The organism is Brevundimonas subvibrioides (assembly GCF_027271155.1).
GTDB classification, from domain to species: domain Bacteria; phylum Pseudomonadota; class Alphaproteobacteria; order Caulobacterales; family Caulobacteraceae; genus Brevundimonas; species Brevundimonas subvibrioides_D.
Map to the genome: position 1 here is coordinate 1 of NZ_CP114542.1, position 23,207 is coordinate 23,207.

Annotated in this window: 21 protein-coding genes; 11 read left to right on the forward strand and 10 right to left on the reverse strand. The window is 68.1% G+C overall.

Annotated features, from left to right (window positions below; translation table 11 throughout):
• Window positions 1-30 precede the first annotated feature (30 nt).
• From dnaA to recF, 4 genes are all read left to right on the forward strand, one after another.
• Window positions 31-1,437: a chromosomal replication initiator protein DnaA gene (dnaA, locus tag O3139_RS00005; RefSeq protein WP_269514845.1), complete on the forward strand. Its 1,407-nt coding sequence runs from the start codon at window positions 31-33 to the stop codon at window positions 1,435-1,437.
• Window positions 1,438-1,636: 199 nt separating this feature from the next.
• Window positions 1,637-2,755, forward strand: a complete 1,119-nt coding sequence (dnaN, locus tag O3139_RS00010) for a DNA polymerase III subunit beta (protein ID WP_269514846.1) — start codon at window positions 1,637-1,639, stop codon at window positions 2,753-2,755.
• Window positions 2,756-2,861: 106 nt separating this feature from the next.
• Window positions 2,862-3,350, forward strand: a complete 489-nt coding sequence (locus O3139_RS00015) for a YdeI/OmpD-associated family protein (protein WP_269514847.1) — start codon at window positions 2,862-2,864, stop codon at window positions 3,348-3,350.
• A 115-nt stretch (window positions 3,351-3,465) separates the two neighbouring features.
• The gene (gene recF / locus O3139_RS00020; protein ID WP_269514848.1) at window positions 3,466-4,611 is read left to right on the forward strand and encodes a DNA replication/repair protein RecF; all 1,146 of its coding nucleotides are present in this window, start codon (window positions 3,466-3,468) and stop codon (window positions 4,609-4,611) included.
• Between the two features lie 222 nt (window positions 4,612-4,833).
• Here recF and O3139_RS00025 read toward each other — a convergent pair whose 3' ends face one another.
• On the reverse strand, window positions 4,834-6,057 hold the full coding sequence (locus O3139_RS00025; protein WP_269514849.1) for a cation:proton antiporter: 1,224 nt from the start codon (window positions 6,055-6,057) through the stop codon (window positions 4,834-4,836).
• A gap of 220 nt (window positions 6,058-6,277) precedes the next feature.
• On the opposite strand from O3139_RS00025, the gene O3139_RS00030 reads away from it, so the two are divergent.
• The 3 genes from O3139_RS00030 (at window position 6,278) to gyrB (ending at window position 9,442) form a co-directional block, all read left to right on the forward strand.
• The gene (locus O3139_RS00030) at window positions 6,278-6,523 is read left to right on the forward strand and encodes a ribbon-helix-helix domain-containing protein (protein ID WP_269514850.1); all 246 of its coding nucleotides are present in this window, start codon (window positions 6,278-6,280) and stop codon (window positions 6,521-6,523) included.
• Window positions 6,520-6,846, forward strand: coding sequence for a type II toxin-antitoxin system RelE/ParE family toxin (locus tag O3139_RS00035; RefSeq protein WP_269514851.1), 327 nt, complete (start codon window positions 6,520-6,522; stop codon window positions 6,844-6,846). The genes O3139_RS00030 and O3139_RS00035 overlap by 4 nt, the downstream gene beginning before the upstream one ends.
• 148 nt (window positions 6,847-6,994) lie before the next feature.
• Window positions 6,995-9,442: a DNA topoisomerase (ATP-hydrolyzing) subunit B gene (gene gyrB / locus O3139_RS00040; RefSeq protein ID WP_269514852.1), complete on the forward strand. Its 2,448-nt coding sequence runs from the start codon at window positions 6,995-6,997 to the stop codon at window positions 9,440-9,442.
• A 198-nt stretch (window positions 9,443-9,640) separates the two neighbouring features.
• On the opposite strand, the gene O3139_RS00045 is transcribed toward gyrB, so the two are convergent.
• Both O3139_RS00045 and O3139_RS00050 read right to left on the reverse strand, forming a co-directional pair.
• Window positions 9,641-10,468, reverse strand: a complete 828-nt coding sequence (locus O3139_RS00045) for an aldo/keto reductase (protein WP_269514853.1) — start codon at window positions 10,466-10,468, stop codon at window positions 9,641-9,643.
• Between the two features lie 52 nt (window positions 10,469-10,520).
• Entirely contained in the window at window positions 10,521-11,486 is a 966-nt protein-coding gene (locus tag O3139_RS00050; protein WP_269514854.1) for an alpha/beta fold hydrolase, read from the reverse strand.
• Between the two features lie 140 nt (window positions 11,487-11,626).
• Here O3139_RS00050 and O3139_RS00055 point away from each other — a divergent pair, with 140 nt between their 5' ends.
• A complete protein-coding gene (locus O3139_RS00055) occupies window positions 11,627-12,976 on the forward strand; it encodes an alpha/beta hydrolase family protein (RefSeq protein ID WP_269514855.1) in 1,350 nt (449 codons plus the stop codon).
• 24 nt (window positions 12,977-13,000) lie between these two features.
• Here the strand turns inward: O3139_RS00055 and O3139_RS00060 are convergent, their stop codons facing one another.
• From O3139_RS00060 to mutM, 4 genes are all read right to left on the reverse strand, one after another.
• Window positions 13,001-13,768 (reverse strand): FkbM family methyltransferase, encoded by a 768-nt coding sequence (locus O3139_RS00060; protein ID WP_269514856.1) that lies wholly within the window; start codon window positions 13,766-13,768, stop codon window positions 13,001-13,003.
• Between the two features lie 10 nt (window positions 13,769-13,778).
• Window positions 13,779-14,714 carry a pirin family protein gene (locus O3139_RS00065; RefSeq protein WP_269516502.1) on the reverse strand — a complete coding sequence of 312 codons (936 nt, stop codon included), beginning with the start codon at window positions 14,712-14,714 and terminating at the stop codon, window positions 13,779-13,781.
• A gap of 84 nt (window positions 14,715-14,798) precedes the next feature.
• Window positions 14,799-15,332, reverse strand: a complete 534-nt coding sequence (locus O3139_RS00070) for a DUF1697 domain-containing protein (RefSeq protein ID WP_269514857.1) — start codon at window positions 15,330-15,332, stop codon at window positions 14,799-14,801.
• On the reverse strand, window positions 15,332-16,195 hold the full coding sequence (gene mutM, locus O3139_RS00075) for a bifunctional DNA-formamidopyrimidine glycosylase/DNA-(apurinic or apyrimidinic site) lyase (protein ID WP_269514858.1): 864 nt from the start codon (window positions 16,193-16,195) through the stop codon (window positions 15,332-15,334). Before mutM ends, O3139_RS00070 begins: the two co-directional genes overlap by 1 nt.
• A 192-nt stretch (window positions 16,196-16,387) precedes the next feature.
• On the opposite strand from mutM, the gene O3139_RS00080 reads away from it, so the two are divergent.
• Together O3139_RS00080 and O3139_RS00085 are read left to right on the forward strand one after the other, a co-directional pair.
• On the forward strand, window positions 16,388-17,212 hold the full coding sequence (locus O3139_RS00080; RefSeq protein ID WP_269514859.1) for a phosphatase PAP2 family protein: 825 nt from the start codon (window positions 16,388-16,390) through the stop codon (window positions 17,210-17,212).
• Between the two features lie 84 nt (window positions 17,213-17,296).
• Window positions 17,297-19,345, forward strand: coding sequence for an OPT family oligopeptide transporter (locus O3139_RS00085; protein WP_269514860.1), 2,049 nt, complete (start codon window positions 17,297-17,299; stop codon window positions 19,343-19,345).
• Window positions 19,346-19,354: 9 nt separating this feature from the next.
• Here the strand turns inward: O3139_RS00085 and O3139_RS00090 are convergent, their stop codons facing one another.
• A complete protein-coding gene (locus tag O3139_RS00090) occupies window positions 19,355-19,816 on the reverse strand; it encodes a c-type cytochrome (RefSeq protein ID WP_269514861.1) in 462 nt (153 codons plus the stop codon).
• Between the two features lie 195 nt (window positions 19,817-20,011).
• Between O3139_RS00090 and typA the strand changes: the two genes are divergently transcribed.
• Window positions 20,012-21,850 (forward strand): translational GTPase TypA, encoded by a 1,839-nt coding sequence (gene typA / locus O3139_RS00095; RefSeq protein ID WP_269514862.1) that lies wholly within the window; start codon window positions 20,012-20,014, stop codon window positions 21,848-21,850.
• 105 nt (window positions 21,851-21,955) lie between these two features.
• Here typA and O3139_RS00100 read toward each other — a convergent pair whose 3' ends face one another.
• Complete coding sequence (locus tag O3139_RS00100) at window positions 21,956-22,696, reverse strand: HesA/MoeB/ThiF family protein (RefSeq protein ID WP_269514863.1); 741 nt, start codon at window positions 22,694-22,696, stop codon at window positions 21,956-21,958.
• A 31-nt stretch (window positions 22,697-22,727) separates the two neighbouring features.
• Window positions 22,728-23,117 (reverse strand): BLUF domain-containing protein, encoded by a 390-nt coding sequence (locus O3139_RS00105; protein ID WP_269514864.1) that lies wholly within the window; start codon window positions 23,115-23,117, stop codon window positions 22,728-22,730.
• Window positions 23,118-23,207: the final 90 nt, after the last annotated feature.

Below are 23,207 nucleotides of genomic sequence, written 5' to 3' on the forward strand. Positions count from 1 at the left end.
ATGGGGGCGACGGGGTTGGCGACGACGGGCATGACGGATCCGGACCGGATCTGGAACGAAGCCTCGGTAAGGCTGCGGTCTGAAATCGGCGAGGGTCCGTTCAGTTCCTATATCGCGCCGTCCGCCGTGCGGATCGACGGATCGGGCAACCTGATCCTGGTCACGCCGACCGGCTATGCCCGCGACTGGGTGCGCAAGAACGCCCTGCGCCGTCTGAACGAGCTGTGGCTGGGCCTGGACGGCCTGTCGCGGCGTCTGGATGTCCGCTGCCGGGCCGAGGTGTCCTCGGCGCCTCCGGCCTCGGCTGTCGCGCTCCAGGCCCTGTCGTCGGCCGGACTGGAGACACCGGTGTCGCCGACCGTCGCCCCCGTGACCGACGGGGCCCGCGCGGTCCGCGCCGCGGGCCTGCAGGAGCGACTGACCTTCGACAGCTTCGTGGAGGGGCAGGGCAATGCCTTCGCCCTGGCCATCGCGCGCCAGACGGCGTCCTGGGCCGACGGCCACTTCAACCCGATCTTCTTCTGCGGCCCCTATGGGTACGGGAAGACCCATCTGCTGAACGCCATCGCCTGGGAGGCGCAGCGCCTGCGCCCCGACGCCAGGGTCGTCTATCTGACCGCCGAACGGTTCCTGTCGACCTTCGTCAAGGCGATGCAGGACCGCTCGACCGCCGCCTTCAAGGAAAGCCTGCGCTCGGCCGACATGCTGCTGCTGGACGACGTCCAGTTCGTGGGCGGCAAGGCCTCGACCCAGGAAGAACTGCTGTCCACGCTGACGGCCCTGATCGAGGACGGCAAACGCATCGTCCTGTCGGCCGACCGCCCGCCCATGGCCCTGACCGAGGTCGAGCCCCGCCTGCGCAGCCATCTGGCCGCCGGTCTGACCTGCCCGGTCGAGCCTGCCGACCGCTCGCTGAAGATCGCCGTGGCCGAGAACCGCATCGCCGCCTTCGCCCGCCTGGGAGTCGTCAATGGCGAGGCCCGGCGCGAGGTACTGGAACAACTGGTCGACCGCACGCCGGGTTCGGTGCGCGAACTGGAGGGGGCCGTGAACACCCTGGCCGCGGCGGCCGGACCACGCCTGACGTCGCTGGGCGTCGATGAGGCCCTGACCCTGCTGGGCACGGCCCTGCGCGGCGGACCGGAGCGTCGCATCACGGTCGACGAGATCCAGAAGACGGTCGCCGAGCATTTCAACATGAAGCAGGCCGACCTGCTGAGCGAGCGCCGCACCCGTGCCGTCGCCCGTCCGCGCCAGATCGCCATGTGGCTGTGCAAGCAGCACACGACACGGTCCTATCCCGACATCGGCCGTCGCTTCGGCGGGCGCGACCACACCACGGTCCTGCATGGCGTCCGCAAGATCGAGGAGCTGATGCCGCTGGACGACCAGATCGCCAGGGACGTCGAGGCCCTGACGCGCAAGCTGCGGGGCTAGGCAGGGATTAGGGGCCAGGGACTGGGGATTAAGTGGCGTGGGAGACGGCCTTCGGCAGTTGGGCAAGTTGCCCTGATCCCTAATCCCCAGTCCCTAATCCCCAGTCTCTTTCTTGCCCCCCGCCGCCAATCCTTTAGTGTCCGTAGCCACTGTTTCCGCGAGGGATGATTCCGCCTTCGCTCCGGACGCCCGAGACACCATGCAACTGACCATCGAACGATCCGCGCTCCTGAAGGCCCTGGGCCATGTGCAGAGCGTGGTCGAACGCCGGAACACCATTCCGATCCTGTCCAATGTCCTGCTGTCGGCCGGCCGCGACCGCCTGAGCTTCGCCGCCACAGACCTCGACATGGAGATCGTGGACGAGGCCGACGCCACCGTTCAGGTCGAGGGCCAGATCACCGCCCCCGCCCACACCCTGTACGAGATCGTGCGCAAGCTTCCCGACGGGGCCGAGGTCGCCCTGACCTACAACGGCGACGATCCGCGCCTGACGGTCCAGGCGGGCCGTTCCAAATTCAACCTGCCGGTCCTGCCGGCCGGCGACTTTCCCGTCATGTCGACCGACCAGTCGGGCGCGCGCTTCACCCTGATGAAGGACGACCTGGCCCGTCTGATCGACAAGACCCGGTTTGCCGTCTCGACCGAGGAGACGCGCTACTATCTGAACGGCCTGTACCTGCACACGGTGTCCGAGGCGGGCATCCCGCTGCTGCGGGCCGTGGCGACCGACGGCCACCGCCTGGCCCTGGCCGAGACGCCCGCGCCGGAGGGCGCCGCCGGCGGTCCCGGCGTGATCGTGCCCAGGAAGACCATCGATCAGGTCCGCCGCCTGCTGGACGACGGCACCGGCGCGGTCGAGATTTCGATCAGCCCGCAGAAGATCCGCTTCGAATTCGGCCAGGCCTCCCTGACCTCCAAGGTCATCGACGGGGCCTTCCCCGACTATATGCGCGTCATCCCCAAGGGGAACGACAAGCAGGCCGATATCGACAACGCCGTCTTCGCCTCGGCCGTGGATCGCGTCGCCACCATCTCGGCGGAAAAGAGCCGGTCGGTGAAACTGGCTTTCGAGCTGGACCGGGTGACCCTGACGGTGCGCAACATGGAGGCCGGTCAGGGCGTGGAGGAGGTCGAGATCGGCTATTCCGAAGCCCCGTTCGAGATCGGCTTCAACGCGCGCTATCTGCTGGACGTCGCTGGCCAGATCACGGGCGAGAACGCCACCTTCCTGTTCGCCGACCCGGCTAGCCCCACGCTCGTGCTCGATCCGGGCGATCCGGGCGTCCAGTATGTGCTGATGCCGCTGCGGGTGTGAGTCCCTGGGCCGGCTCGAGCAGTTCGAGCGGGTCGAGGTCACCAGCCGCGCCCAATGGCGAGACTGGCTGTCGAGGCATTACCAGCGGGCGGACAGCGTCTGGGTCGTGACCTTCAAGGTCGGAGCCTCGCAACCGCGCGTGCACTACGACGATCTGGTCGAGGAGGCTCTGGCTTTCGGCTGGGTCGACAGTCTGCCGAGGAAGCTGGACGATCAGCGCACGATGCTCCTGATGTCTTCGAGGAAGCCCGGCTCCAACTGGTCGAAGGCCAACAAGGCGCGGATCGAAAGACTGGAGGCCGCCGGGCTGATGCATCCGGCGGGCCTCCTGAAGATCGAACGGGCCCGCGCGGACGGATCCTGGACCGCACTCGACGCCGTCGACCGGCTGGAGCTTCCTGCGGACCTGGCGATGGCGTTCGACCAGCACCCCGGCGCGGCGGCGACGTTCGCCACCTTTCCACCCTCGACACGCCGCGGCATTCTTGAGTGGATCGGCCATGCGAAGCGTCCGGAAACGCGGGCGGCCCGCATCGCCGACACCGCCGGGAAGGCGGCCAGGGGCGAGCGCGCCAACCAGTGGCGCAAGCCCTGACGTCTATGCCATCCCGTCCATCTGCGGCGCGCGGGTCCGGCGTGGCCATACGGAATCTGACCCGGGAGGCGGCCGAGGTTGTGACCTGCCGGACGAAGCGGGCTATGTCGGTCGCTTGATCCGCTCGCTGACCCTGACCGATTTCCGGTCCTATGCCGCCGCCACCCTGTCCGTAGGCACAGGTCCCGTGGTGCTGCATGGGCCGAACGGGGCGGGCAAGACCAACCTGCTGGAAGCGCTCAGCCTGTTCACCCCCGGCAAGGGGCTGCGGGGCGCGACGGCACAGGAGATGGGTCGGCGCGAACCCGGCGAGACCGGTGGCCGGGCCTGGGCCGTGGCCCTGACGCTGGAGGGAGCCGACGGTGACGACCTGCGTCTGGGCACCGGGGTTCAGGTCGCGGGCGCCGGGCGGCGCATGGTGCGCATCGAGGGCGAGACCGCCCAGCCCGGGCGATTGCTGGACTATCTGCGGCCCGTCTGGGCAACGCCGGAGCAGGACCGTCTGTTCTCGGACGCGCGGGCCGAGCGGCTGAAGTTCTTCGACCGGCTGGTGTTCGCTGCCGACCCGGGCCATGCGGCGGCAGTGGCGGGGTACGAAAAGGCGCTGCGCGAGCGTTTGCGGCTGCTGGTCGACGGGGCCGAAGGGCGAGAGGCCGATCCCCTGTGGCTGGATGCGCTGGAAGCCCGTCTGGGCGAGACCGGGGCGCGGGCGGCCTCGGCGCGGGCGCGGGCGCTGGCGGTGCTGCAGGGCGCGATCGACGCGCGGGCCGAACGCCCCTTTCCCCAGGCCGATCTGGGCCTGGAGGGCGCGGCAGAGACGGCCGCGGCAGACGGGGCCGACGACGAGGCCATCGCCGCAGACATCCGCGAAGGGCTGGCCCGGTCCCGGGGCCGCGACGCGTCCGCCGGGCGTTCGCTGTTCGGCCCGCACCGCACCGACCTGACCGCACTCCATCGCGAGAAGAACCGCCCGGCCGCCGAGGGGTCGTCCGGCGAGCAGAAGGCTCTGGTCCTGAACCTGATCCTGGCCCAGATCGGGCGGCTGAAGGCGACGGGCGGCCCGACGCCCGCCCCGCCCGTCCTGCTGCTGGACGAGGCCCCGGCGCATCTGGATGCCGGTCGCCGCGCGGCCCTGTTCGACGAGATCGTGGCCCTGGACCTCCAGGCCTTCATGACCGGTACGGAGGCGGACCTGTTCGCGCCTCTCAGGGGACGAGCCGCCTTCGTGCGGGTCGAGGGCGGAGCCCTGGTCCAGGGCTAGCCCCCGGAACCCCCCGTGACCCAAACGACGTGACTCACCGTGACCGGGAAATCCCGAACCTCAACAAATTCAAACCGATGGCTCTCGCGGTCAGAGTCACGGTGACGGGATTATCGGAAATTCTGGCACCTCTCGCGGTGCCAGACAGGCGGGATGTCAAGGACCGGTGACCGACGTGGGCTCGCGGCGCGACCAGAACAAGGGCCGGAGTGGAAATTATTCCTAGGCCGTCGCCGGGTTGACCTCGCCCTTGACGCGCGCGCCGGGCGGCTTGCCGCCGATGCGGTCCATGAAGACGAAGACGAAGGGGTTCAGCGAGATCGACAGCAGGGCGGCGGCCAGCACCAGGTCGTGGGTCTGCTGGCTCATGGCCCCCAGCGACAGGCCGAGCGCCGCCAGGATGAAGGAGAACTCGCCCACCTGGGCGAGACTGGCCCCGACCGTCAGGCCGGTGGCCCGGTCCAGCCTGAAGATCCGCGTGATGGCCAGCGCCGCGATCGTCTTGCCGACGATGACGATGCCCAGAACGCCCAGCACCGACAGGGGCTCGCGCCACAGGATGGTCGGGTCGAACAGCATGCCGACCGAGACGAAGAACAGGACGGCGAAGGCATCGCGCAGCGGCAGGGACCGCTCGGCCGCGTTGTGGCCCAGCGGTGTGCCGTTCAGCACCAGCCCGGCCAGGAAGGCCCCGAGCGCGAAGGAGTGGAACAGAGACCAGGCGATCCAGGCGATGCCGAGCGCGATGGCCAGGACGCCCAGGGTGAACAGCTCCCTCGACCGGGTATGGGCGATCCGCACCAGCAGCCAGGGCAGAACGCGCCCGCCGACGAACAGCATGGCAAGGACGAAGCCCGCGACCTTGAGCAGGGTCCAGCCGACGTTCAGCGCCAGGGCGGCCGGATCGACTGCCGTTCCGGCCGGAAGCACGATCATGGGCAGCATGACCAGGGCGATGACGATCACCAGATCCTCGACGATCAGCCAGCCGACGGCGATCCGCCCGACCTCGCCCCTGTTCTGGCGTCGCTCCTCCAGCGCCCGCATCAGGACGACGGTGGAGGCGACCGACAGGGCGAAGCCCATCAGCAGGGCCTCGATGTCGCCCAGCCCCAGCAGGAACCGCCCGAGCGCCCAGCCCAGCAGGGTCGCCGAGGCGATCTGGACCAGGGCCCCCGGGATGGCGACCTTCCGGACCTTCATCAGATCCGCAGGCGAGAAATGCAGCCCGACCCCGAACATCAGCAGGATCACCCCGATCTCGGCCAGCTGAGGGGCCAGCTCCATGTCGGCCACGAAACCGATCGTATAGGGCCCGACCACCACCCCGGCGACGAGGTAACCGACCAGGGGCGACAGCTTCAGCCGGTTGGCCATCATCCCGAACACGAACGCCAGCACGAAGCCGGCAACGAGGGTGGAAATCAGGCTGTCGGCATGGGGCATCGGTGCTCGGGGTCAGAAGGAGCCTGAGTCACGGCATCGGCGGAGTCGCCAAGCGATCCCCCATCGGCCGATCAGGCTCGGGCGTCGGTGGTGGGTCTTTCGATGGGTGAGCCAAACATATGGGGCTAGCCCGCGCGGGAGCAAGGCCAGCAGGGGCTGCAGCCTGTCCGATACCCCCAATGCTTGCGCATCGTCTTCGATGCGGTAGCTTGAGGTCGCCATGACGACCATGACATTCACCCTGCCCGAAAGCCTGAGCGCTTTCATCGATGCGGAGGTCGCCACCGAAGGCTACGCGTCCGGGGCGGACTATCTGCGCGCCCTGATCCGCGAGCAGCAGGCGCGAAAAAGCTTGCGCCAAATGATCCTGGACGGCGCGGCGTCCGGGCCGTGCGAAGCCGTCGACGAGGCCTATTTCCAACGCCTCCGCGATCGGGTCAGGTCCGGTCGTAACGCGGCGGAATGATCCGCAAGGCCTTTGGCGCGCGGCCTGAGGCCATCAGAGATTCCAACAAGATCGTCGATCATTACCTGACGACGGCCGGCGATCGGATCGCGGAACGCTTCATCGACGCACTGGAGGCCACCTACGCCGGGATCGCCACGGAGCCCCAGATCGGATCGACGCGCTATGCACACGAACTCGGTGTGGAGCGGCTGCGATCCCGGAGGCTGAAGCACTTCCCCTATCTGGTCTTCTACGTCGAGCTGGACGACCGGATCGAGGTCTGGCGGGTCCTTCACGCCCAGCGGGACATCCCGCGCCGGATCGACGACGGCGAGGGTTGAACCGGCCAATCCGCTCGCTTTCCGTGCGGAAATTCCTATATAAACGTCACATCCGGGCGGGTGAATCACCCCGCGCGGACACGACCCCTCTCAGCGGGTTGGACGGCGCGTGGCGCTGGCCACGACACCCGCGTCTCCGGACGACCGAATGACCGACGAACCGATCCACGAACGCACCGCCGACAATGCCGAAGAGGCCGCCTACGGTGCCGAATCCATCAAGGTTCTCAAGGGCCTGGATGCGGTTCGCAAACGCCCCGGCATGTATATCGGCGACACCGACGACGGCTCGGGCCTGCATCACATGGTCTATGAGGTGGTCGACAACGCCATCGACGAGGCCCTGGCCGGTCATGCCGATCTGGTCGAGGTGATCCTGAACGCCGACGGCTCGGTCACCGTCACCGACAACGGGCGCGGCATCCCGGTCGACATCCACGCCGAGGAAGGCGTCAGCGCCGCCGAGGTCATCATGACCCAGCTGCACGCGGGCGGAAAATTCGACCAGAACTCCTACAAGGTCTCGGGCGGTCTGCACGGCGTGGGCGTCTCGGTCGTCAACGCCCTGTCCGACTGGCTGAAGCTGGTGATCTTCAGGAACGGCCAGCGCCACGAGATGAAGTTCGAGCGGGGCGATACGGTCGAGAGCCTGCGGGTCACCGGCGAGGCCCCGATGCGCGAAAACGGCAAGGTGCTGTCGGGCACCCAGGTAACCTTCTATCCGTCCGTCACCACCTTCGCCCATATCGACTTCGACCTGAAGACGCTGGAGCACCGCCTGCGCGAACTGGCCTTCCTGAACTCGGGCGTGGTGATCAAGCTGCAGGACCATCGCGGCGTCGAGCCGTTCGAGGAAATCCTGCACTATGAAGGGGGCGTCGAGGCCTTCGTGCGCCATCTGGACAAGTCCAAGACGCCGATCCTGAAGGACGTCATCGTCATTCGCGGCAAGCGCGACAATATCGAGATCGACCTGGCCCTGTGGTGGAACGATTCCTACCACGAGACCATGCTGTGCTTCACCAACAACATCCCCCAGCGGGATGGCGGCACCCATCTGTCGGCCTTCCGCACCAGCCTGACCAAGGTGATGGGGGCCTATATGGAAAGCTCGGGCGCCCTGAAGAAGGAAAAGGTCGCCCCGACCGGCGAGGACGCGCGCGAGGGCCTGACCTGCGTGCTGTCGGTCAAGGTTCCGGACCCGAAATTCAGTTCCCAGACCAAGGACAAGCTGGTGTCGTCCGAAGTCCGCCCGGCGGTCGAGGGGCTGTGCACCGACGGCCTGAACCAGTGGTTCGAGGAACATCCGGTCGAGGCCAAGGCGGTGGTGGCCAAGATCATCGAGGCGGCCTCCGCCCGTGAGGCGGCGCGCAAGGCCCGCGACCTGACGCGGCGCAAGTCGGCGCTGGATATCTCCTCCCTGCCCGGCAAGCTGGCCGACTGCCAGGAACGCGACCCGGCCAAGTCCGAGCTGTTCATCGTCGAGGGCGATTCCGCAGGCGGCTCGGCCAAACAGGCGCGCAACCGCGAGAACCAGGCCGTCCTGCCCCTGCGCGGCAAGATCCTGAACGTCGAGCGGGCACGGTTCGACCGGATGCTGTCGTCCGAGCTGATCGGGACGCTGATCCTGGCGCTGGGCACCGGCATCGGCCGCGACGACTTCAACGCCGACAAGCTGCGTTATCACAAGATCATCCTGATGGCCGACGCCGACGTCGACGGGGCGCACATCCGGACGCTGCTCCTGACCTTCTTCTATCGGCAGATGCCCGAGCTGATCGAACGCGGCCACGTCTTCATCGCCCAGCCGCCGCTCTACAAGGTCTCCAAGGGCAAGCAGTCGCGGTATCTGAAGGATCAGTCGGAGATGGACTCCTATCTGATCGAGGAAGGGTCGTCGGACGCCGAGCTGGACTTGGCGACGGGCGAGCGCCGCACCGGCCACGACCTGCAGGCCCTGGTTCGCGACGCCAAGGCCTTCAAGGCCCAGGTCGATCGCCTGAGCCAGCGCGCGCCCGCCTTCGCCATCGAGCAGGGCGCGCTCGCGGGCCTGTTCGCCGAGGACGCGGACCCGGTCGGGGCGTCGGCCGCTGCGGCCGAACGTCTGAACCTGTATGCCGAGGAAGGCGACGGGGTCTGGTCCGGTGCCCCGGGCGAGCAGGGTGCCGTCGTCTTCGGCCGCAGCCGTCGCGCGGTGCAGGAAACCATCGTGCTGGAAGAGGCGCTGCTCCGGTCACTGGACGGGCGTCGTCTGGCCGAGCGCGCTGCCGCCTTCGAGGGCCTGTTCGACGCGCCTGCCACCTATCGGCGCAAGGACAAGTCGATCACCATCCGGGGGCCGATCGACCTGCTGACCGCGGTGCTGGACCAGGGCAAGAAGGGCCTGGCCATCCAGCGTTACAAGGGCCTGGGCGAGATGAACCCCGAACAGCTGTGGGAGACCACGCTGGACGCCAACGCCCGCACCCTGCTGCGAGTCCAGGTCGATCACGCCGACGACGCCGACGACCTGTTCGCCAAGCTGATGGGCGACGTCGTCGAACCGCGCCGCGAGTTCATCCAGGACAATGCGCTGGATGCGGCGGTGGACGTTTAAACTCTTTCGTCATTCCGGGCGAAGCGCAGCGGAGACCCGGAACAAGGCGGCGCCGGAGTGAAGCGCAGGCGATCTCGATGCCACTCAAACGGCCACGCCTTGAGCGCCGGCGTGCGCGACAGGTTCGCGCTCACGCGCGCCGCCTTGTTCCGGGTCTGCGGCGCTACGCGCCTTCGCCCGGAATGACGAAAAAACGGGTCAAATAATATCCAGCGCCTGGCTGGTCGTGGGCGGCGGAAAGGCGCGGTCGAGGACCGCGATGTCCTCGGCGTCCAGTTCGATCTCCAGGGCGGCGGCATTGGCCTCGACGTGCTCGACGGTGGAGGCCTTGGGGATGGCGATCACCCCTTCCTGACGCAGGACGGCGGCGAGCGCGATCTGGGCCGGCGTGGCATCGTGGCGGTCGGCCACAGCCTTGAGCGCCGGATGGTTCAGGATGTCGCCCCGCCCCAGGGGCGAATAGGCCATGATCGGCATGATCCGCTCCTGCGACCAGGGCAGCAGGTCGAACTCGATGCCGCGCGAGCCCAGATGATAGAGGACCTGGTTGGCCGAGCAGAGGTCGCCCCCGTCGATCGCCTCCAGCCGGTTCATGGTGCGCAGGTCGAGGTTCGACACGCCCCAGCGGGCGATCATCCCCTCGTCGATCAGCTCCTCGAACCCGGCGACGATCTCCTCCAGCGGATGGCGGCTCTGCCAGTGCAGCAGATACAGGTCCAGCCGTTCGACGCCGAGCCGCTCCAGCGACTTCTCGCAATGGAGCATCATGGTCATCTCGCCCGCATTCTCGGGCCTGATCTTGGACACCAGGAAGACCTCGTCGCGCCGCCCGGCGATGACCTCGCCGACCAGCCGCTCGGCACGGCCGTCGCCATACAGTTCGGCCGTGTCGATCAGGGTCAGCCCCAGGTCGATGCCCCGCGCCAGCGCCGCCTGCTCGGCATCGCGCCGGGCCGGATCGTCACCGATCATCCAGGTCCCCTGGCCGAGGATCGGAACCGAGGTGCCGTCGGAAAAGCTGGTCATGCGCGTCATGGCAGGGACAATGCACGACCGGCCGCATGGGTGCCAAGCGGGCTCAGAGGGATTTCAGGAACCCGATCAGGGCCACATTGACCTCCTCCGGCCGCTCCTGCTGCAGCCAGTGGCCCGCGCCCGGCAGGACGGTCTGGCTGCGAAGGTCGGTCAGCCAGTCCTTCAGACCCGCCTCATGCTGACCGGCGTAGTGGCGGACGGGATCGCGTTGCCCGACCATGAACATCGACGGCTGGCGGATCTTCCGGCCCTGCAGGAAGGCGGTCAGCGACCAGTTCAGATCCAGGCACCGGTACCAGTCGATCGGCCCCTTGAACCCGCCCGCGCCGAAGGCCGAGACATATTCCGCAAAATGACCCGGGCTCATCCACGGCGGCAGGGTGGCGTCGTCGGGCACCTCGGACAGGAAGTCGTGGCCGGGGGCGATGAAGCCGGTGGATTGCCGGTCGTCGGGCGTCGCGCCGTCGTAGCTGTAGAAACCCTTGCGCAAGCCATTCGCGACATCCGCCTCGAAGATCCGATGGGCGTCGGGGGCCTGGAACTGGTTCATATAGAGCTCGCCCTTGCCCGCGCGGCGGGCCAGGGCGGCCATGGCCGGGGTCGGGGGTCCGCCCGGACGACGCGGCTGGAACGGCACCGACAGACCCGCCACGGCCGTGAACAGGTCCGGCCGCATCAGGGCGCAATGCCAGGCGACGGGGGCCCCCCAGTCGTGTCCGACCACGGTGCATTCGCTCCGGCCCAGCGCCCGGACCAGATCGACCATGTCTCCGACCAGATGCAGGATGGTGTGCTCTTCGGTCCGCCCCGGCTTGTCCGTCCCGCCATAGCCCCGCATGTCCGGGGCGACCGCGCGATAGCCCGCCGCCCCGAGCGCCTTCACCTGGGCCCGCCAGCTGATGCCCAGCTCGGGAAAGCCGTGGATCAGCAGAACCAGCGGCCCGCCTTCGGGGCCGTCCTCCAGCACCTGCTGGGTCAGGCCGTCGGTCTCGACGATGCGGGTCTGCATGGGCGGCGGGGCTCCCGGTTGAGCGAGCACCCTGCACCGTCAGCCCGTCCGTCGCAATCGGATCGGGCACCGCCAATTGGGCTGGATCGGGGCTTGCGGCAGGCGCAGTCTGGGGGCGCAACCTGTCAGGGGCGTGGACGATGATCGTGGCGATGGAAATGGTTCAGGCGGAGGCGGCCCAGGCCGATCTGGTCGGCCGGTGGGAGGGGGCGCTGAACGTCGGCGGAACGTCGCTGCCGATCGTGATCCGCGTCGAGCAGGGGTCGAACGGGCTGGTGACCGTCATGGACAGCCCGGCCCAGAATGCGCGCGGCATCCCGGTCGCCGATCTGATCCTGAACGGCGGCGTCGTCCGCTTCGCTGTCCCCGTCGCGCGCGGCGGGTTCGAGGGCGCGGTCTCGGCCGATGGCGGCACCTGGACCGGCACCTGGACGCAAGGAGCGGGCTCCCTGCCCCTGATCCTGACGCGCGCGGCCAACGCCGCAGAGCCGGCCGGTCCGAACCGGCCCCGGACGCCGCAGCCGCCCTTTCCCTATGCGGCCGAGGATGTGACCTTCCGCAACGAGGGCGCGGGGATCACCCTGGCGGGCACATTGACCCTGCCGGCAGGGTCGGGGCCGTTTCCGGCCGTCGTCCTGCTGACCGGATCGGGCGCGCAGGACCGGGACGAGACGATCTTCGACCACAAGCCCTTCGCGGTCTGGGCCGATGCCCTGACGCGGCGTGGGATCGCGGTCCTGCGCTACGACGACCGGGGCATCGGCGGGTCGGGCGGCGGAGGGCCGGACGAGACCACGGCCGATTTCGCCACGGACGCCGGGGCCGCGATCGCCTTCCTGCAGACCCGACCCGAGATCGACGCGGCCCGCATCGGCCTGATCGGCCACAGCGAGGGTGGAGCCATCGCGCCCCTGGCCGTCCGGAACGGCGCGCCCGCCGCCTTCGTCGTCATGCTGGCGGGACCAGCCGTGTCGGGAGCCGAGATCATCACCGAACAGGCCGCGATGATCGCCGCAGCCTCGGGCCAGACGCCGGAGCAGGTGGCGGCGCTGCGAAGCGTGCAAAGCCGGACCATGGCCGCCGTGGTCGCCAACAGGAACGACGGCCCCGCGGCAGCCGCGGCCGCCAGTGCCGTGCTGGTCGAGGCCGGCATTCCGGCGGAACGGGCGCGCAGCAGCACCGCCGCCATGGCCTCGGGCTGGTACCGGTATTTCGTCGCCTATGACCCCGCTCCGGCCCTCGCCGCCCTGACCGTGCCGCTGCTGGCCGTCTATGGCGAAAAGGACCTTCAGGTGCCCGCGACGCTGGACGCCGGGGCCCTGCGCCGGCTCCAGCCCTCGGCCGAGATCGTCGTCCTGCCGGGCCTCAACCATCTGATGCAGACCGCCACCACCGGCCTGCCCGGCGAGTACGGGACGATCGAGGAGACGGTGTCGCCGCTGGCTCTGGACACGGTCACCGACTGGGTCGTGAAGGTCACCACCCGCTGATCTTGTTTGGAGCAGCGCAAGTCGTCATCGCCCGTTCCACGAGGCCCAGGTTGGCAGGTCCGATCCTGTGCGGCGGGGCTTCAGGATCACGTCCTGAATGCAGCGCAGTCGCGTCATATTGGCAAACGTCAGCTCCGCGGGGTCGGGCCATGGCTGCAGGTCGATATCGAACACCTCGAACCCCTCGAAGAGCCACTGTGCGAACTTCATCGGGCTGATCCCGTGGGTGATGTTCAGGCAGGCCGCGTTGAATTCCATCCAGATCCAGGGCCGGTCGCGCTCGATAAGCCCGGTCGCGCCGTCCAGGACGAAAGGTTCGAAGCCTTCCACGTCGATCTTTACAAGGCAGACGCCTTCGGTCGGCCTGTGGGCGTCAAGCGTGGTGACGGGTATGTGCGCCGGGCGAAAGTCCGGGGCCTGGGCATACAGATAGGCCTCGGTCGTGAAGTGGCAGTTGCCCCGGTTCGCAGCCATGACAAAAGGCATCACACCGGGGCGGTCGGAAACACCGGCTTCGATCAGGGTGGCGCGGGTGTCGATGTTTCGGCGATAATAGGCCGCGCTGACGGGCGAGGGCTCGAAGGCCACGACGCGGCAAAGCGGCGCTGCTTCCAGCATGACCCTGCTCGCCGCCCCGAGGTTGGCACCAACGTCGAAAATCACCCCGGACTGCACATGGGTTCGCACGAATGCGCCCAAGGGCTCCAGATCAACCATATGCCGGTCGAGGTTCTGGAAATAGAGATCGTCCGGATCACCTACCAGGGCGCACTGGCTGGCCGACAGCGTCATGCCGACGCCGTCACGCCGGGGGCGTCGGCGGCGGCTGGACCGGTTCCGAGCGGGTCGTGACGGCCGCATCGTCCGGTAGAGGAATAAACTCCAGATCGTCCTCGTCGGGCAGTTTCATCCGCCCGGCCTGCCAGTCGGCCTTGGCCTGATCCAGCCGGGCCTGGGACGACGAGACGAAGTTCCACCAGATGAGCCGCGGGCCCACCGGCTCGCCGCCCAGGGCCATGACGGTGGCCTGGGTCAGGGACTTCACGGTCGGCTCGGCATGAGGTGCCAGCACGATCATCTGGCCTTCGTGGAAGGTCCGGTCGCCGACCTCGATGGAGCCTTTGGCGACGTACAGCGCGCGCTCGGGCATGCCGCCCGCGCCCTTCCCCGACGGCGGGGTGGTGCGCACGCCCGGCTGCATCTCCCAGTGGACATAGAACAGCGGCGAGGACGTCTTCACACTGGCCGCCGCGCCATAAGCCTCTCCCGCCACCAGCCGCGCGAACAGGCCGCTGTTCTCATAGGCCGGCAGCGAATCCTCGCCATGGTGCTGGAAACCGGGGTCGATCTCCTCGGCCTCATCGGGCAGGGCGATCCAGGCCTGCATGCCGTTCATCGGCCCGCCCTGCGCCTGCTTCAGCGGATCGGTGCGTTCGGAATGGACGATGCCCTTGCCCGCGGTCATCCAGTTGACCTCGCCCGGACGGATCGCCTGACGATAGCCCAGGCTGTCGCGGTGCATGATCTCGCCCTCGAACAGATAGGTCAGGGTCGACAGGCCGATGTGGGGATGGGGCCGCACATTGATCGCCTCGGCCCCCGGCGCGAACTCGGCCGGACCCATATGATCCAGGAAGATGAAGGGCCCGACCATCCGGCGCGAATGGAACGGCAGGATGCGCCCGACCTCGAACCCGCCAAGGTCTTTCCTGCGCGCGTCGATCACCATCTCGATCATGTCGGTCGTCCCCGGGAAGGCTGTGGCCACCAGCATCGCGCGAGCCGGGGCTCTGGATCAAGTCTGGCGATCAGGACCGTGTCGTCAGAGGCCGACCAGCGCCGCCAGCTTCAGCACCGTGTTCCAGTTGCGCCCGGTGCCCGTGCCGATCAGCCGGGGCTGCGCCATCCCGGCCATCTTCGACGAGCCGATGCCGTCCGGGTGCCAGAAGAACAGGTTTCCGCCGGCCGCCTCGACGGCCTCATCGCCGATGGCAAGGGCGCGCAGGGCCTCCACCGCTCCCGGCCGGATCCCGCACTTCATCACCATGACGAGCAGGCGGGTTGGATCCAATGTCGCGGCATCGGCGAAGGGGTTGGCCGCCATCATCGCCGCCCACTGGCCGGGGGTGCGCACCAGGGTCTCGATCAGCCGGCCGAACCGGACCTCGGTCTCCGCCTCGATTGCCGCTTCCAGATCGGCCGGATCCCGGTCGCTCTCGACCACCAGATTGCCGCTGGCCATCAGGGTGCGCGGATGGCCCAGCCCCATCTCCTCGGCCATCGCGCGCAGCTCGGTCACCGGGGCGCGAATGCCGCCGGTGTTCATCGCGCGGAACAGCACGATGCGGTGATCCATCATCGCCTTTGGCAGGTCGAACAGTAGAAGGTCGAGCGGCCGCCCTGGACGATGCGCCGGACCATGCCGGTGCAGCCTTCGTCGAGGCAGGGCTGGCCCTCGCGGCCATAGACGTCGAACCGGTGCTGGAAATAGCCCTGGCCGCCGTCGGCATTGGCGAAGTCGCGCAGGGTCGATCCGCCCGCCGCGATGGCATCGGTCAGCACGTCGCGGACGACCACGGCCAGCCGCTCCAGCCGGGGCCGCGAAATCCTGCCCGCCGCGATCAGGGGCGAGATACGGGCGCGGTACAGGGCCTCGCAGACATAGATATTGCCAAGGCCGGCCACGATCCTCTGATCCAGCAGCGACACCTTGATGTTCTGCTTCTTGCCCTCGAAGGCCTCGGCGAGGTGCGCGCCGGAAAAGCCGTTGCCGAGCGGCTCGGGGCCCAGACCGGCGAACCAGGCATGGCGGTCGACCGCGTCGGTCGCCATCAGACCCATGAAGCCGAAGCGGCGTGCGTCGGCGAACCCGATCCGGGTCGCGGACCCGTCGCGCAAGGCGCACAGGCTCATGTGTTCGTGCTTGCCGCCGATGGGAGCGGGCTCCTCGAACTCGCCCAATTGCTCACCGTCGACGGTGAAGCGCCCGGTCATGCCCAGGTGCGTCACCCAGGTCTCGCCGGTCGACAGGGCGGTCAGCAGGTATTTGGCCCGGCGGTCGATACGCTCCACGGTCGCCCCCGACAGCCGTTCGATGAATCGCTCGGGAAAGGGGAAGCGCAGGTCGGGGCGATTCTGTCGCACATGGGTCAGGCGCGCCCCGACCAGCACAGGTTCCAGGCCCCGTCGGACCGTCTCGACCTCGGGAAGTTCGGGCATGGCGCGGTCTAGCGGACGATGCGGCCGGGGTGAAGAGGCGTCTCGCCCCCCGCAGCCCCGGCCCGATCGTGCGGACCCGGAGCGTCTTGTACGGAAACGCCACGGGTTCGACACAGAAGACCAATGTTTCCGTGATGCATCCGCCGCAAAAACGGAGCAGGGCTTCGGCTCAGCTTCGTGTCGGGGGATTCGATGGCGCACATCACAGCAGACGACGCACGCAGACGGCACCGGCCCTGGGTCAGCCTTCATGGCCTGCGCCGGGAGGCGGCGCGAATCCGGCTGTCCCTGGCCGCCGGTCTGCGGCCGGGCGAACCGGTGACGATCGCGGCGGTCGCCTTGCTGGCCCTGTCGCTCTATTTCATGCTTCTGCCCGGTGTCGATATCGCCGTGAGCCGGCTGTTCTATTCGCCGGAGGCCGGGTTCGCCCTGGCCGACAACGTCGTGCTGAAGGCGCTGAGAAAGTCCTCGACCTATGCGCTGATGATGATCGTGCTGGGCCTGCTTGGCGAGATCGCAGTCGGACTCCGGGCCGCGGCCGGCCGTTTCCGGCACTACAGCCGACGGGCCGTGGTGCTGCTGGCCGGACTGGCGATCGGGCCGGGCCTGATCGTCAACGGCCTGCTGAAATCGACGTGGGGGCGGCCGCGTCCGATCCAGACCGATCTGTTCGGCGGCGACGCGACCTTCACCCCCGCATGGACAATCAGCGACGGCTGCGCGCAGAACTGCTCGTTCGTTTCCGGTGAGGCGTCGTCGGCGGCCTGGATGGTGGCGGCGGTCTGGCTCATGACGCCGCCCGAGTGGCGGCGCTGGACCGTCCCGGCCGCCCTGATCTATGGCATCGCCCTGTCGGTCAACCGGATGGCGTTCGGCGGCCATTATCTGTCCGACACCCTGCTGTCGTGGGCCATCACCGGCCTGGTGCTGGCCGTCCTGCATCGCCTCACCCTGGCCTGTCCGGTCGAGGCCCGGCGCGCCCGGCGCGGGCAGCGAAGCCGCCCCGGCGTCGCCTGAGCATTCGCCCGGCGTGAGAGGGGCGTTGCCCAAGCGGGGTTTTGTCGATTAGGTCGCGCGGACCGACGCAGACAGGATCGCCGCATGACCCAGACCGCCCCCGCCGCCCCGCCCGCCAGGCGCGTGGAGCTGACCGTCCGGGCCGTGATCCTGGGCTGTCTGCTGGCCGTGATCTTTACGGCCGCCAACACCTATCTGGGCCTGAAGGTCGGGCTGACCTTCGCCTCGGCCATTCCTGCAGCGGTCATTTCCATGGCCATCCTGCGGGCGTTCAAGACCTCGACGATCTGGGAGAATATGACGGTCCAGACCGTGGCCTCGGTCGGCGGGGCCATGAGTTCGATCATCTTCGTCCTGCCCGGCCTCGTCATGGTCGGCTGGTGGACCGGGTTTCCGTTCTGGGAATCGGTGCTGATCTGCGTGTTCGGTGGGGTGCTGGGCGTGACCTTCTCCATCCCGCTCCGTCGCGCCCTGGTCGTCGATGCGGGCCTGCCCTATCCCGAGGGCGTCGCGGCGGCCGAGGTCCTGACCGTCGGCTCTCGCGGGGCCGAACAGACTGACAGCGCGGTGCGCGAGAACAAGGCCGGTCTGGCCGTCGTGGTCGTCGGCGCGATCGTGTCCACCGTCTATGCCTGGCTGGTGTCGGCGCGGGTGTTCGCTGGCGAGGCGGCGCGGTTCGTCAAGCTGCCGGCCTCGCTGGGTGGCGGAGCGACCGGTCTGGGCTTCGGCATGCAGTTCGCACTTCTGGGGGCCGGACACCTGATCGGGCTTACGGTCGGTCTGGCCCAGCTGTTCGGCCTGATCGTCGCCTGGTTCGTGTTCGTGCCGCTGATGACCTCGCCCGACGTGGTGGCCTGGCTGGCCAGCCACGGGATCGATTCCATCGCCTCCACCGTTGCCGGGGCCTCCCCCGAGGAACTGGCCACGACGGTCTGGCGGCGCGAGGTGCGGTTCATGGGAGCGGGCGTCATCGGCGTCGCAGCCCTGTGGACCCTGATCAAGCTCGCCGGGCCGCTGGTCGGCGGCCTGACCTCGGCGCTGGCGGCCAACCGGCGCCGTGCCGGGGGCGAGGTGCTGGACCGCTCCGAACAGGACATTCCCATCCATCTGGTCGGACTGATTTCGGTCGCGTGCCTGGTCGGCATCGCCGGCATCCTGGCGGTCTTCGCCCAGAGCAATCCGACCCTGGCCGGATCGACCGCCCTGCTGGTCGGCGGGGGTCTGGTCTATGTCGTGGTCATCGGCTTCGCGGTGGCGGCGATCTGCGGCTATATGGCCGGGCTTATCGGGTCCTCGAACAGCCCGGTGTCGGGCGTCGGCATCCTCGCCATCGTCATCGCCTCGGTGCTGATGCTGGGCGTGATGGCGCTGTCGGGCCTGCCCGCCGATCCCTCGGTCGTGGCCTTCGCCCTGATCGTGACGGCGGTGGTGTTCGCCGTGGCCGTGATCGCCAACGACAACCTGCAGGACCTGAAGACCGGCCAGCTGGTCGGGGCCACGCCCTGGCGGCAGCAGACGGCGCTGATCATCGGCGTGGGCGCCGGCGCGATCGTCATTCCCCTGATCCTGAACCTGCTGAACCAGGCCTTCGGCTTCGAGGGTGGCCCCGCCGGCATCGCCGACGAGCCCCTGGCCGCCCCGCAGGCCACGCTGATCTCGGCCCTGGCCAAGGGCGTGATCGACGGCGGGCTGCGCTGGGACCTGATCGGCCTCGGCGCGGTGATCGGCGTCGTCATCATCGTGCTGGATGCGGTGCTGAACGCGACGAGCAAGGGCAAGATCAAGCTGCCGCCGCTCGCTGTCGGCATCGGCTTCTATCTGCCCGCCGCCGTGACGACGATGCTGGTCATCGGGGCCGTCGCCGGCTGGGTCTATGACCGGGCGATCAAGACCACCCGCTTCGCCGACGTCGGTCGCCGCATGGGCGTGCTTCTGGCCTCGGGCCTGATCGTGGGCGAGAGCCTGTTCCTGGTCATGACGGCCGGGGTCATCGTGGCGACGAAGAACGACTCTCCGTTCGCGCTGATCGCGGAAGGATCCTCCTGGCCGGCCATGCTGGCGGGGATCGTCGCCTTCGCCGTCCTGACCCTCGCGCTCTACACCTGGGTCCGGAGCCGGTCCGCCAGGGTCTGAGGCGGCGGTCTATTCCCGATAGGCGTCGTGGCAGGAGCCGCAGGTGCCACGCACGATGGTCCAGGCTGCCAGCGCCCCGTCCGTGTCGTTGGCGGCGACTTTCGCCTGTAGATCCGCGGTCGCGGCGGCATAGGCGGCGGCCTTTGCCTCGAAGTCCGCGCGGTTGGTCCAGATTTCCGGCCTGGCCTTGGTCGCGCCCGGCAGGCTGTCCGATCCGGTGCCGGCCGGGAACATGGTCGGCAGGGCGGTGGCCCATTTGTTCAGGCCGGAGGCGGCGAACGCGATGCCCTGCGGCGGCGCGCCGGCGTCCAGCTGGGTCTTGATCGCCCCCAGGGTGACGGCGGACATGTCGAACGACGCCTGACGGGCCGCGACGATCTCGGCCGGGCCCGGCGAGGTCTGGCCCTGGGCCCCGGCGACGCCCGCCACGCCCATCAGGGCGACCACGCCCATCACGATCGTTCGCTTCATTGGCCCGCTCCCGCTGATTGAGAGGCGAAGGCTGCGCCGGGACCTTCGACCTGTCAAATCTGTGCCGTGCTGCGCCCCTATGGCCTTTCGCGCGTCCAGCCTGTATGAGGCGCGCGCTCCCCGCATGACGCCCCTAACGAGCGGCCCCCGCATTTGTCGGCCGCCTTTTCGCATTGACAGATTAGAACCTCGGCCATGAACCTACGCAACGTCGCCATCATCGCCCACGTCGACCACGGCAAGACCACCCTGGTGGACCAGCTCCTGGCCCAGTCCGGCGTCTTCCGGGCCAATGAGGCCACGACCGAACGCGCCATGGACTCCAACGACCAGGAGAAGGAACGCGGCATCACCATCCTGGCCAAATGCACCTCGGTGCTCTGGAACGGCAAGGCGGGCGAGACGCGCATCAACATCATCGACACCCCCGGCCACGCCGACTTCGGCGGCGAGGTCGAGCGAATCCTGGGCATGGTGGACGGCTGCGTCATCCTGGTGGATGCCGAAGAAGGCGTGATGCCCCAGACCAAGTTCGTGCTGACCAAGGCCCTGAAGATGGGCCTGCGCCCCATCCTGTGCATCAACAAGGTCGACCGTGCCCACGCCGACCCCGACCGGGTCCACAACGAGACCTTTGACCTGTTCGCCGCCATCGGCGCGACGGACGAGCAGCTGGACTTCCCGCACATCTATGCCTCGGGCCGCAACGGCTGGGCGACGATGGATCTGAACCAGCCCAACGACAATCTGGCCCCCCTGTTCGACCTGATCGTCGACCACGTGCCGCCGCCGAAGGTGCAGGACAACAGGGACAAGCCGTTCCAGATGCTGAACGTGCTGATCGAAAGCGATCCTTTCCTGGGCCGGATCCTGACCGGCCGCATCGAAAGCGGCAAGGCCGTCCCCGGCATGGCGATCCACGCCCTGGATCGTGACGGCAAGGAAATCGAGCGCGGACGGATCACCAAGGTCCTCGCGTTCCGCGGCCTGAAGCGTCAGGCGCTGGACGAGGGGTCGGAAGCGGGCGACATCGTCGCCATCGCCGGCATGTCCAAGGCGACCGTGGCCGACACCCTGTGCGCCCTCGAGGTCACGGACGCCCTGCCCGCTCAGCCGATCGACCCGCCGACCATCTCCATGACCGTCTCGGTCAACGACAGCCCCCTGGCCGGCCGCGAAGGCGACAAGGTCCAGTCGCGCGTCATCCGCGATCGCCTGCTGAAGGAGGCCGAGGCCAATGTCGCCATCCGCGTGACCACGACCGAGGGCGGCGACGCCTATGAAGTCGCGGGCCGTGGCGAATTGCAGCTGGGCGTTCTGATCGAGAACATGCGCCGCGAGGGCTTCGAGGTCTCCATCAGCCGTCCGCGGGTGGTCTATCAGGAGGGACCGAACGGCGAGAAGATGGAGCCGATCGAGGACGTCATGATCGACGTCGACGACGAATACTCCGGCGTCGTCATCGAGAAGCTGTCGCAACGCAAGGCCGAGCTGACCGACATGGGTCCGTCCGGCGCCGGCAAGACCCGCATCAGCCTGAAGGCCCCGTCGCGCTCGCTGATCGGCTATCAGGGCGAGTTCCTGACCGACACGCGCGGTTCGGGCGTGCTGAACCGCGTCTTCAGCCACTATGAGCCGTTCAAGGGCGAGATCGCCGGCCGCCTCAAGGGCGTGCTGATTTCCAACTCCGACGGTGACACGGCCGCCTTTGCGCTGTGGAACCTCGAGGATCGCGGCGTGATGTTCGTCGGTGCCGGCGAGAAGACCTATGAGGGCATGATCATCGGCGAGAACGCCCGCTGGGACGACCTCGACGTCAACCCGATCAAGGGCAAGCAACTGACCAACGTCCGTGCCTCCGGCAAGGACGAGGCCGTGCGCCTCACGCCGCCTCGCCAGATGTCGCTGGAGCAGGCCATCGCCTATATCGCCGACGACGAACTGGTCGAGGTCACGCCCAAGTCCATCCGCCTGCGCAAGCAGACGCTGAACCCTTCGTTCCGCAAGAAGCGCGCGCGTCCCGACTGGGCATGATGACAAGGCAGTCCCGGACCTGATCCGGGAGATCGACCCGGAATGCAGGAGGCGCACGAGCGATCGTGCGCCTCTTCTACTTTCGGCCCTGCGTGGGTCGAGGGATCAGGGGCGGGAACAGACCGGGCAGCCGGGATCGGCGGTGACGCTGATTGTCCGGCTGGTCGCGGACAGGCCGTCGTAGAGCATCAGCCGACCGGTCAGGGGTTCGCCTGCGCCCGTGATCAGCTTGATCGCCTCGAGGGCCGCCATCGCGCCGATGACGCCGGCCAGAGCGCCGACGACACCGACGCGGGCGCAGGTCTCGGCATCCGGCGGACTCTCGGGCACCAGGCAGCGGTAGCATGGGCGGCCAGCGAAGACCCCCACCTGACCGCTCCACCGTCCCAGGGCGCCCGAAACCAGCGGAACCCCTGCAGCCACGCAGGCGGCATTTACGGCGTGCCGTGTGGCGAAATCGTCCGTCCCATCCAGGACAGCATCGGTGCCGGAGATCACGGCCAGGGCATTGTCCGCGCTCAACCGATGATCCAGGGCTTCGACGCGGACATGAGGATTGATGGCGGTCAGATGCCCGGCCGCCGCCTCGACCTTGGCGCGGCCGATGTCAGTCGTATCGAACAGGATCTGGCGCTGAAGATTGGACAGGGCGACCGTGTCGCCGTCCACGATCCGGATCGTCCCGACGCCCGCCGCCGCCAGATACAGGGCGGCTGGCCCCCCGACGCCACCCGCACCGACGATCAGAACGGTCGCAGCCGCCAGCTTCTGCTGCCCCGGTCCGCCAATCTCGGCCAGAACCAGGTGGCGGGCGTAGCGTTCGACCTCTTCGGGAGAAAATGCCATGGACTCCCACTAGGCGCTGGAGCCCATGACGTCACGCCGCCTGTTTGATGTCGACGATCCGTTCGGCCTCACGGCCGGTCATGGTCTCCATCCGGGGCGAGCCGATCGCCTTCAGCAGGGCCGATGGATTCCGGCTCAGGCTCATGGGCTCGCAGAAGCGACGCTCGGCGATCGGCCTGTCCACAAGAACGCGGATGTTCCTGTGACGTCGGTCTTCATGCAGCCGACGCATCAGACGGTCGATGTCGACCCGCGCGCCTTCTATCGCGTGAAGGCACCAGCCATCATGAAACAGGATGCCGCTGGTGATGTGATCGCGGCGGTTGTTGCGGCCGGCAATGCCCAGAATCTGGGCGATAGACAGTGTGGACGCTCCGGTCGAGCCGACAGCTTCGCTGACGTAGATAAGGCGATACAGCACGAATTTACTCAAATAACGCGGTTTACTTGGTATTATCTTGCAGCATTAACCAGTTACATTGGTGAAAATATGACGACGCCGACTTACTGT

Coding starts and splice junctions, on each gene's coding strand:
- dnaA (WP_269514845.1), top strand. CDS start 31: ATGACGGATCCGGACCGGATCTGGAACGAAGCCTCGGTAAGGCTGCGG.
- dnaN (WP_269514846.1), top strand. CDS start 1,637: ATGCAACTGACCATCGAACGATCCGCGCTCCTGAAGGCCCTGGGCCAT.
- O3139_RS00025 (WP_269514849.1), bottom strand. CDS start 6,057: ATGCCCCATGCCGACAGCCTGATTTCCACCCTCGTTGCCGGCTTCGTG.
- O3139_RS00030 (WP_269514850.1), top strand. CDS start 6,278: ATGACGACCATGACATTCACCCTGCCCGAAAGCCTGAGCGCTTTCATC.
- O3139_RS00035 (WP_269514851.1), top strand. CDS start 6,520: ATGATCCGCAAGGCCTTTGGCGCGCGGCCTGAGGCCATCAGAGATTCC.
- gyrB (WP_269514852.1), top strand. CDS start 6,995: ATGACCGACGAACCGATCCACGAACGCACCGCCGACAATGCCGAAGAG.
- O3139_RS00045 (WP_269514853.1), bottom strand. CDS start 10,468: ATGACCAGCTTTTCCGACGGCACCTCGGTTCCGATCCTCGGCCAGGGG.
- O3139_RS00050 (WP_269514854.1), bottom strand. CDS start 11,486: ATGCAGACCCGCATCGTCGAGACCGACGGCCTGACCCAGCAGGTGCTG.
- O3139_RS00055 (WP_269514855.1), top strand. CDS start 11,627: ATGATCGTGGCGATGGAAATGGTTCAGGCGGAGGCGGCCCAGGCCGAT.
- O3139_RS00060 (WP_269514856.1), bottom strand. CDS start 13,768: ATGACGCTGTCGGCCAGCCAGTGCGCCCTGGTAGGTGATCCGGACGAT.
- O3139_RS00065 (WP_269516502.1), bottom strand. CDS start 14,714: ATGATCGAGATGGTGATCGACGCGCGCAGGAAAGACCTTGGCGGGTTC.
- O3139_RS00070 (WP_269514857.1), bottom strand. CDS start 15,332: ATGGATCACCGCATCGTGCTGTTCCGCGCGATGAACACCGGCGGCATT.
- mutM (WP_269514858.1), bottom strand. CDS start 16,195: ATGCCCGAACTTCCCGAGGTCGAGACGGTCCGACGGGGCCTGGAACCT.
- O3139_RS00080 (WP_269514859.1), top strand. CDS start 16,388: ATGGCGCACATCACAGCAGACGACGCACGCAGACGGCACCGGCCCTGG.
- O3139_RS00085 (WP_269514860.1), top strand. CDS start 17,297: ATGACCCAGACCGCCCCCGCCGCCCCGCCCGCCAGGCGCGTGGAGCTG.
- O3139_RS00090 (WP_269514861.1), bottom strand. CDS start 19,816: ATGAAGCGAACGATCGTGATGGGCGTGGTCGCCCTGATGGGCGTGGCG.
- typA (WP_269514862.1), top strand. CDS start 20,012: ATGAACCTACGCAACGTCGCCATCATCGCCCACGTCGACCACGGCAAG.
- O3139_RS00100 (WP_269514863.1), bottom strand. CDS start 22,696: ATGGCATTTTCTCCCGAAGAGGTCGAACGCTACGCCCGCCACCTGGTT.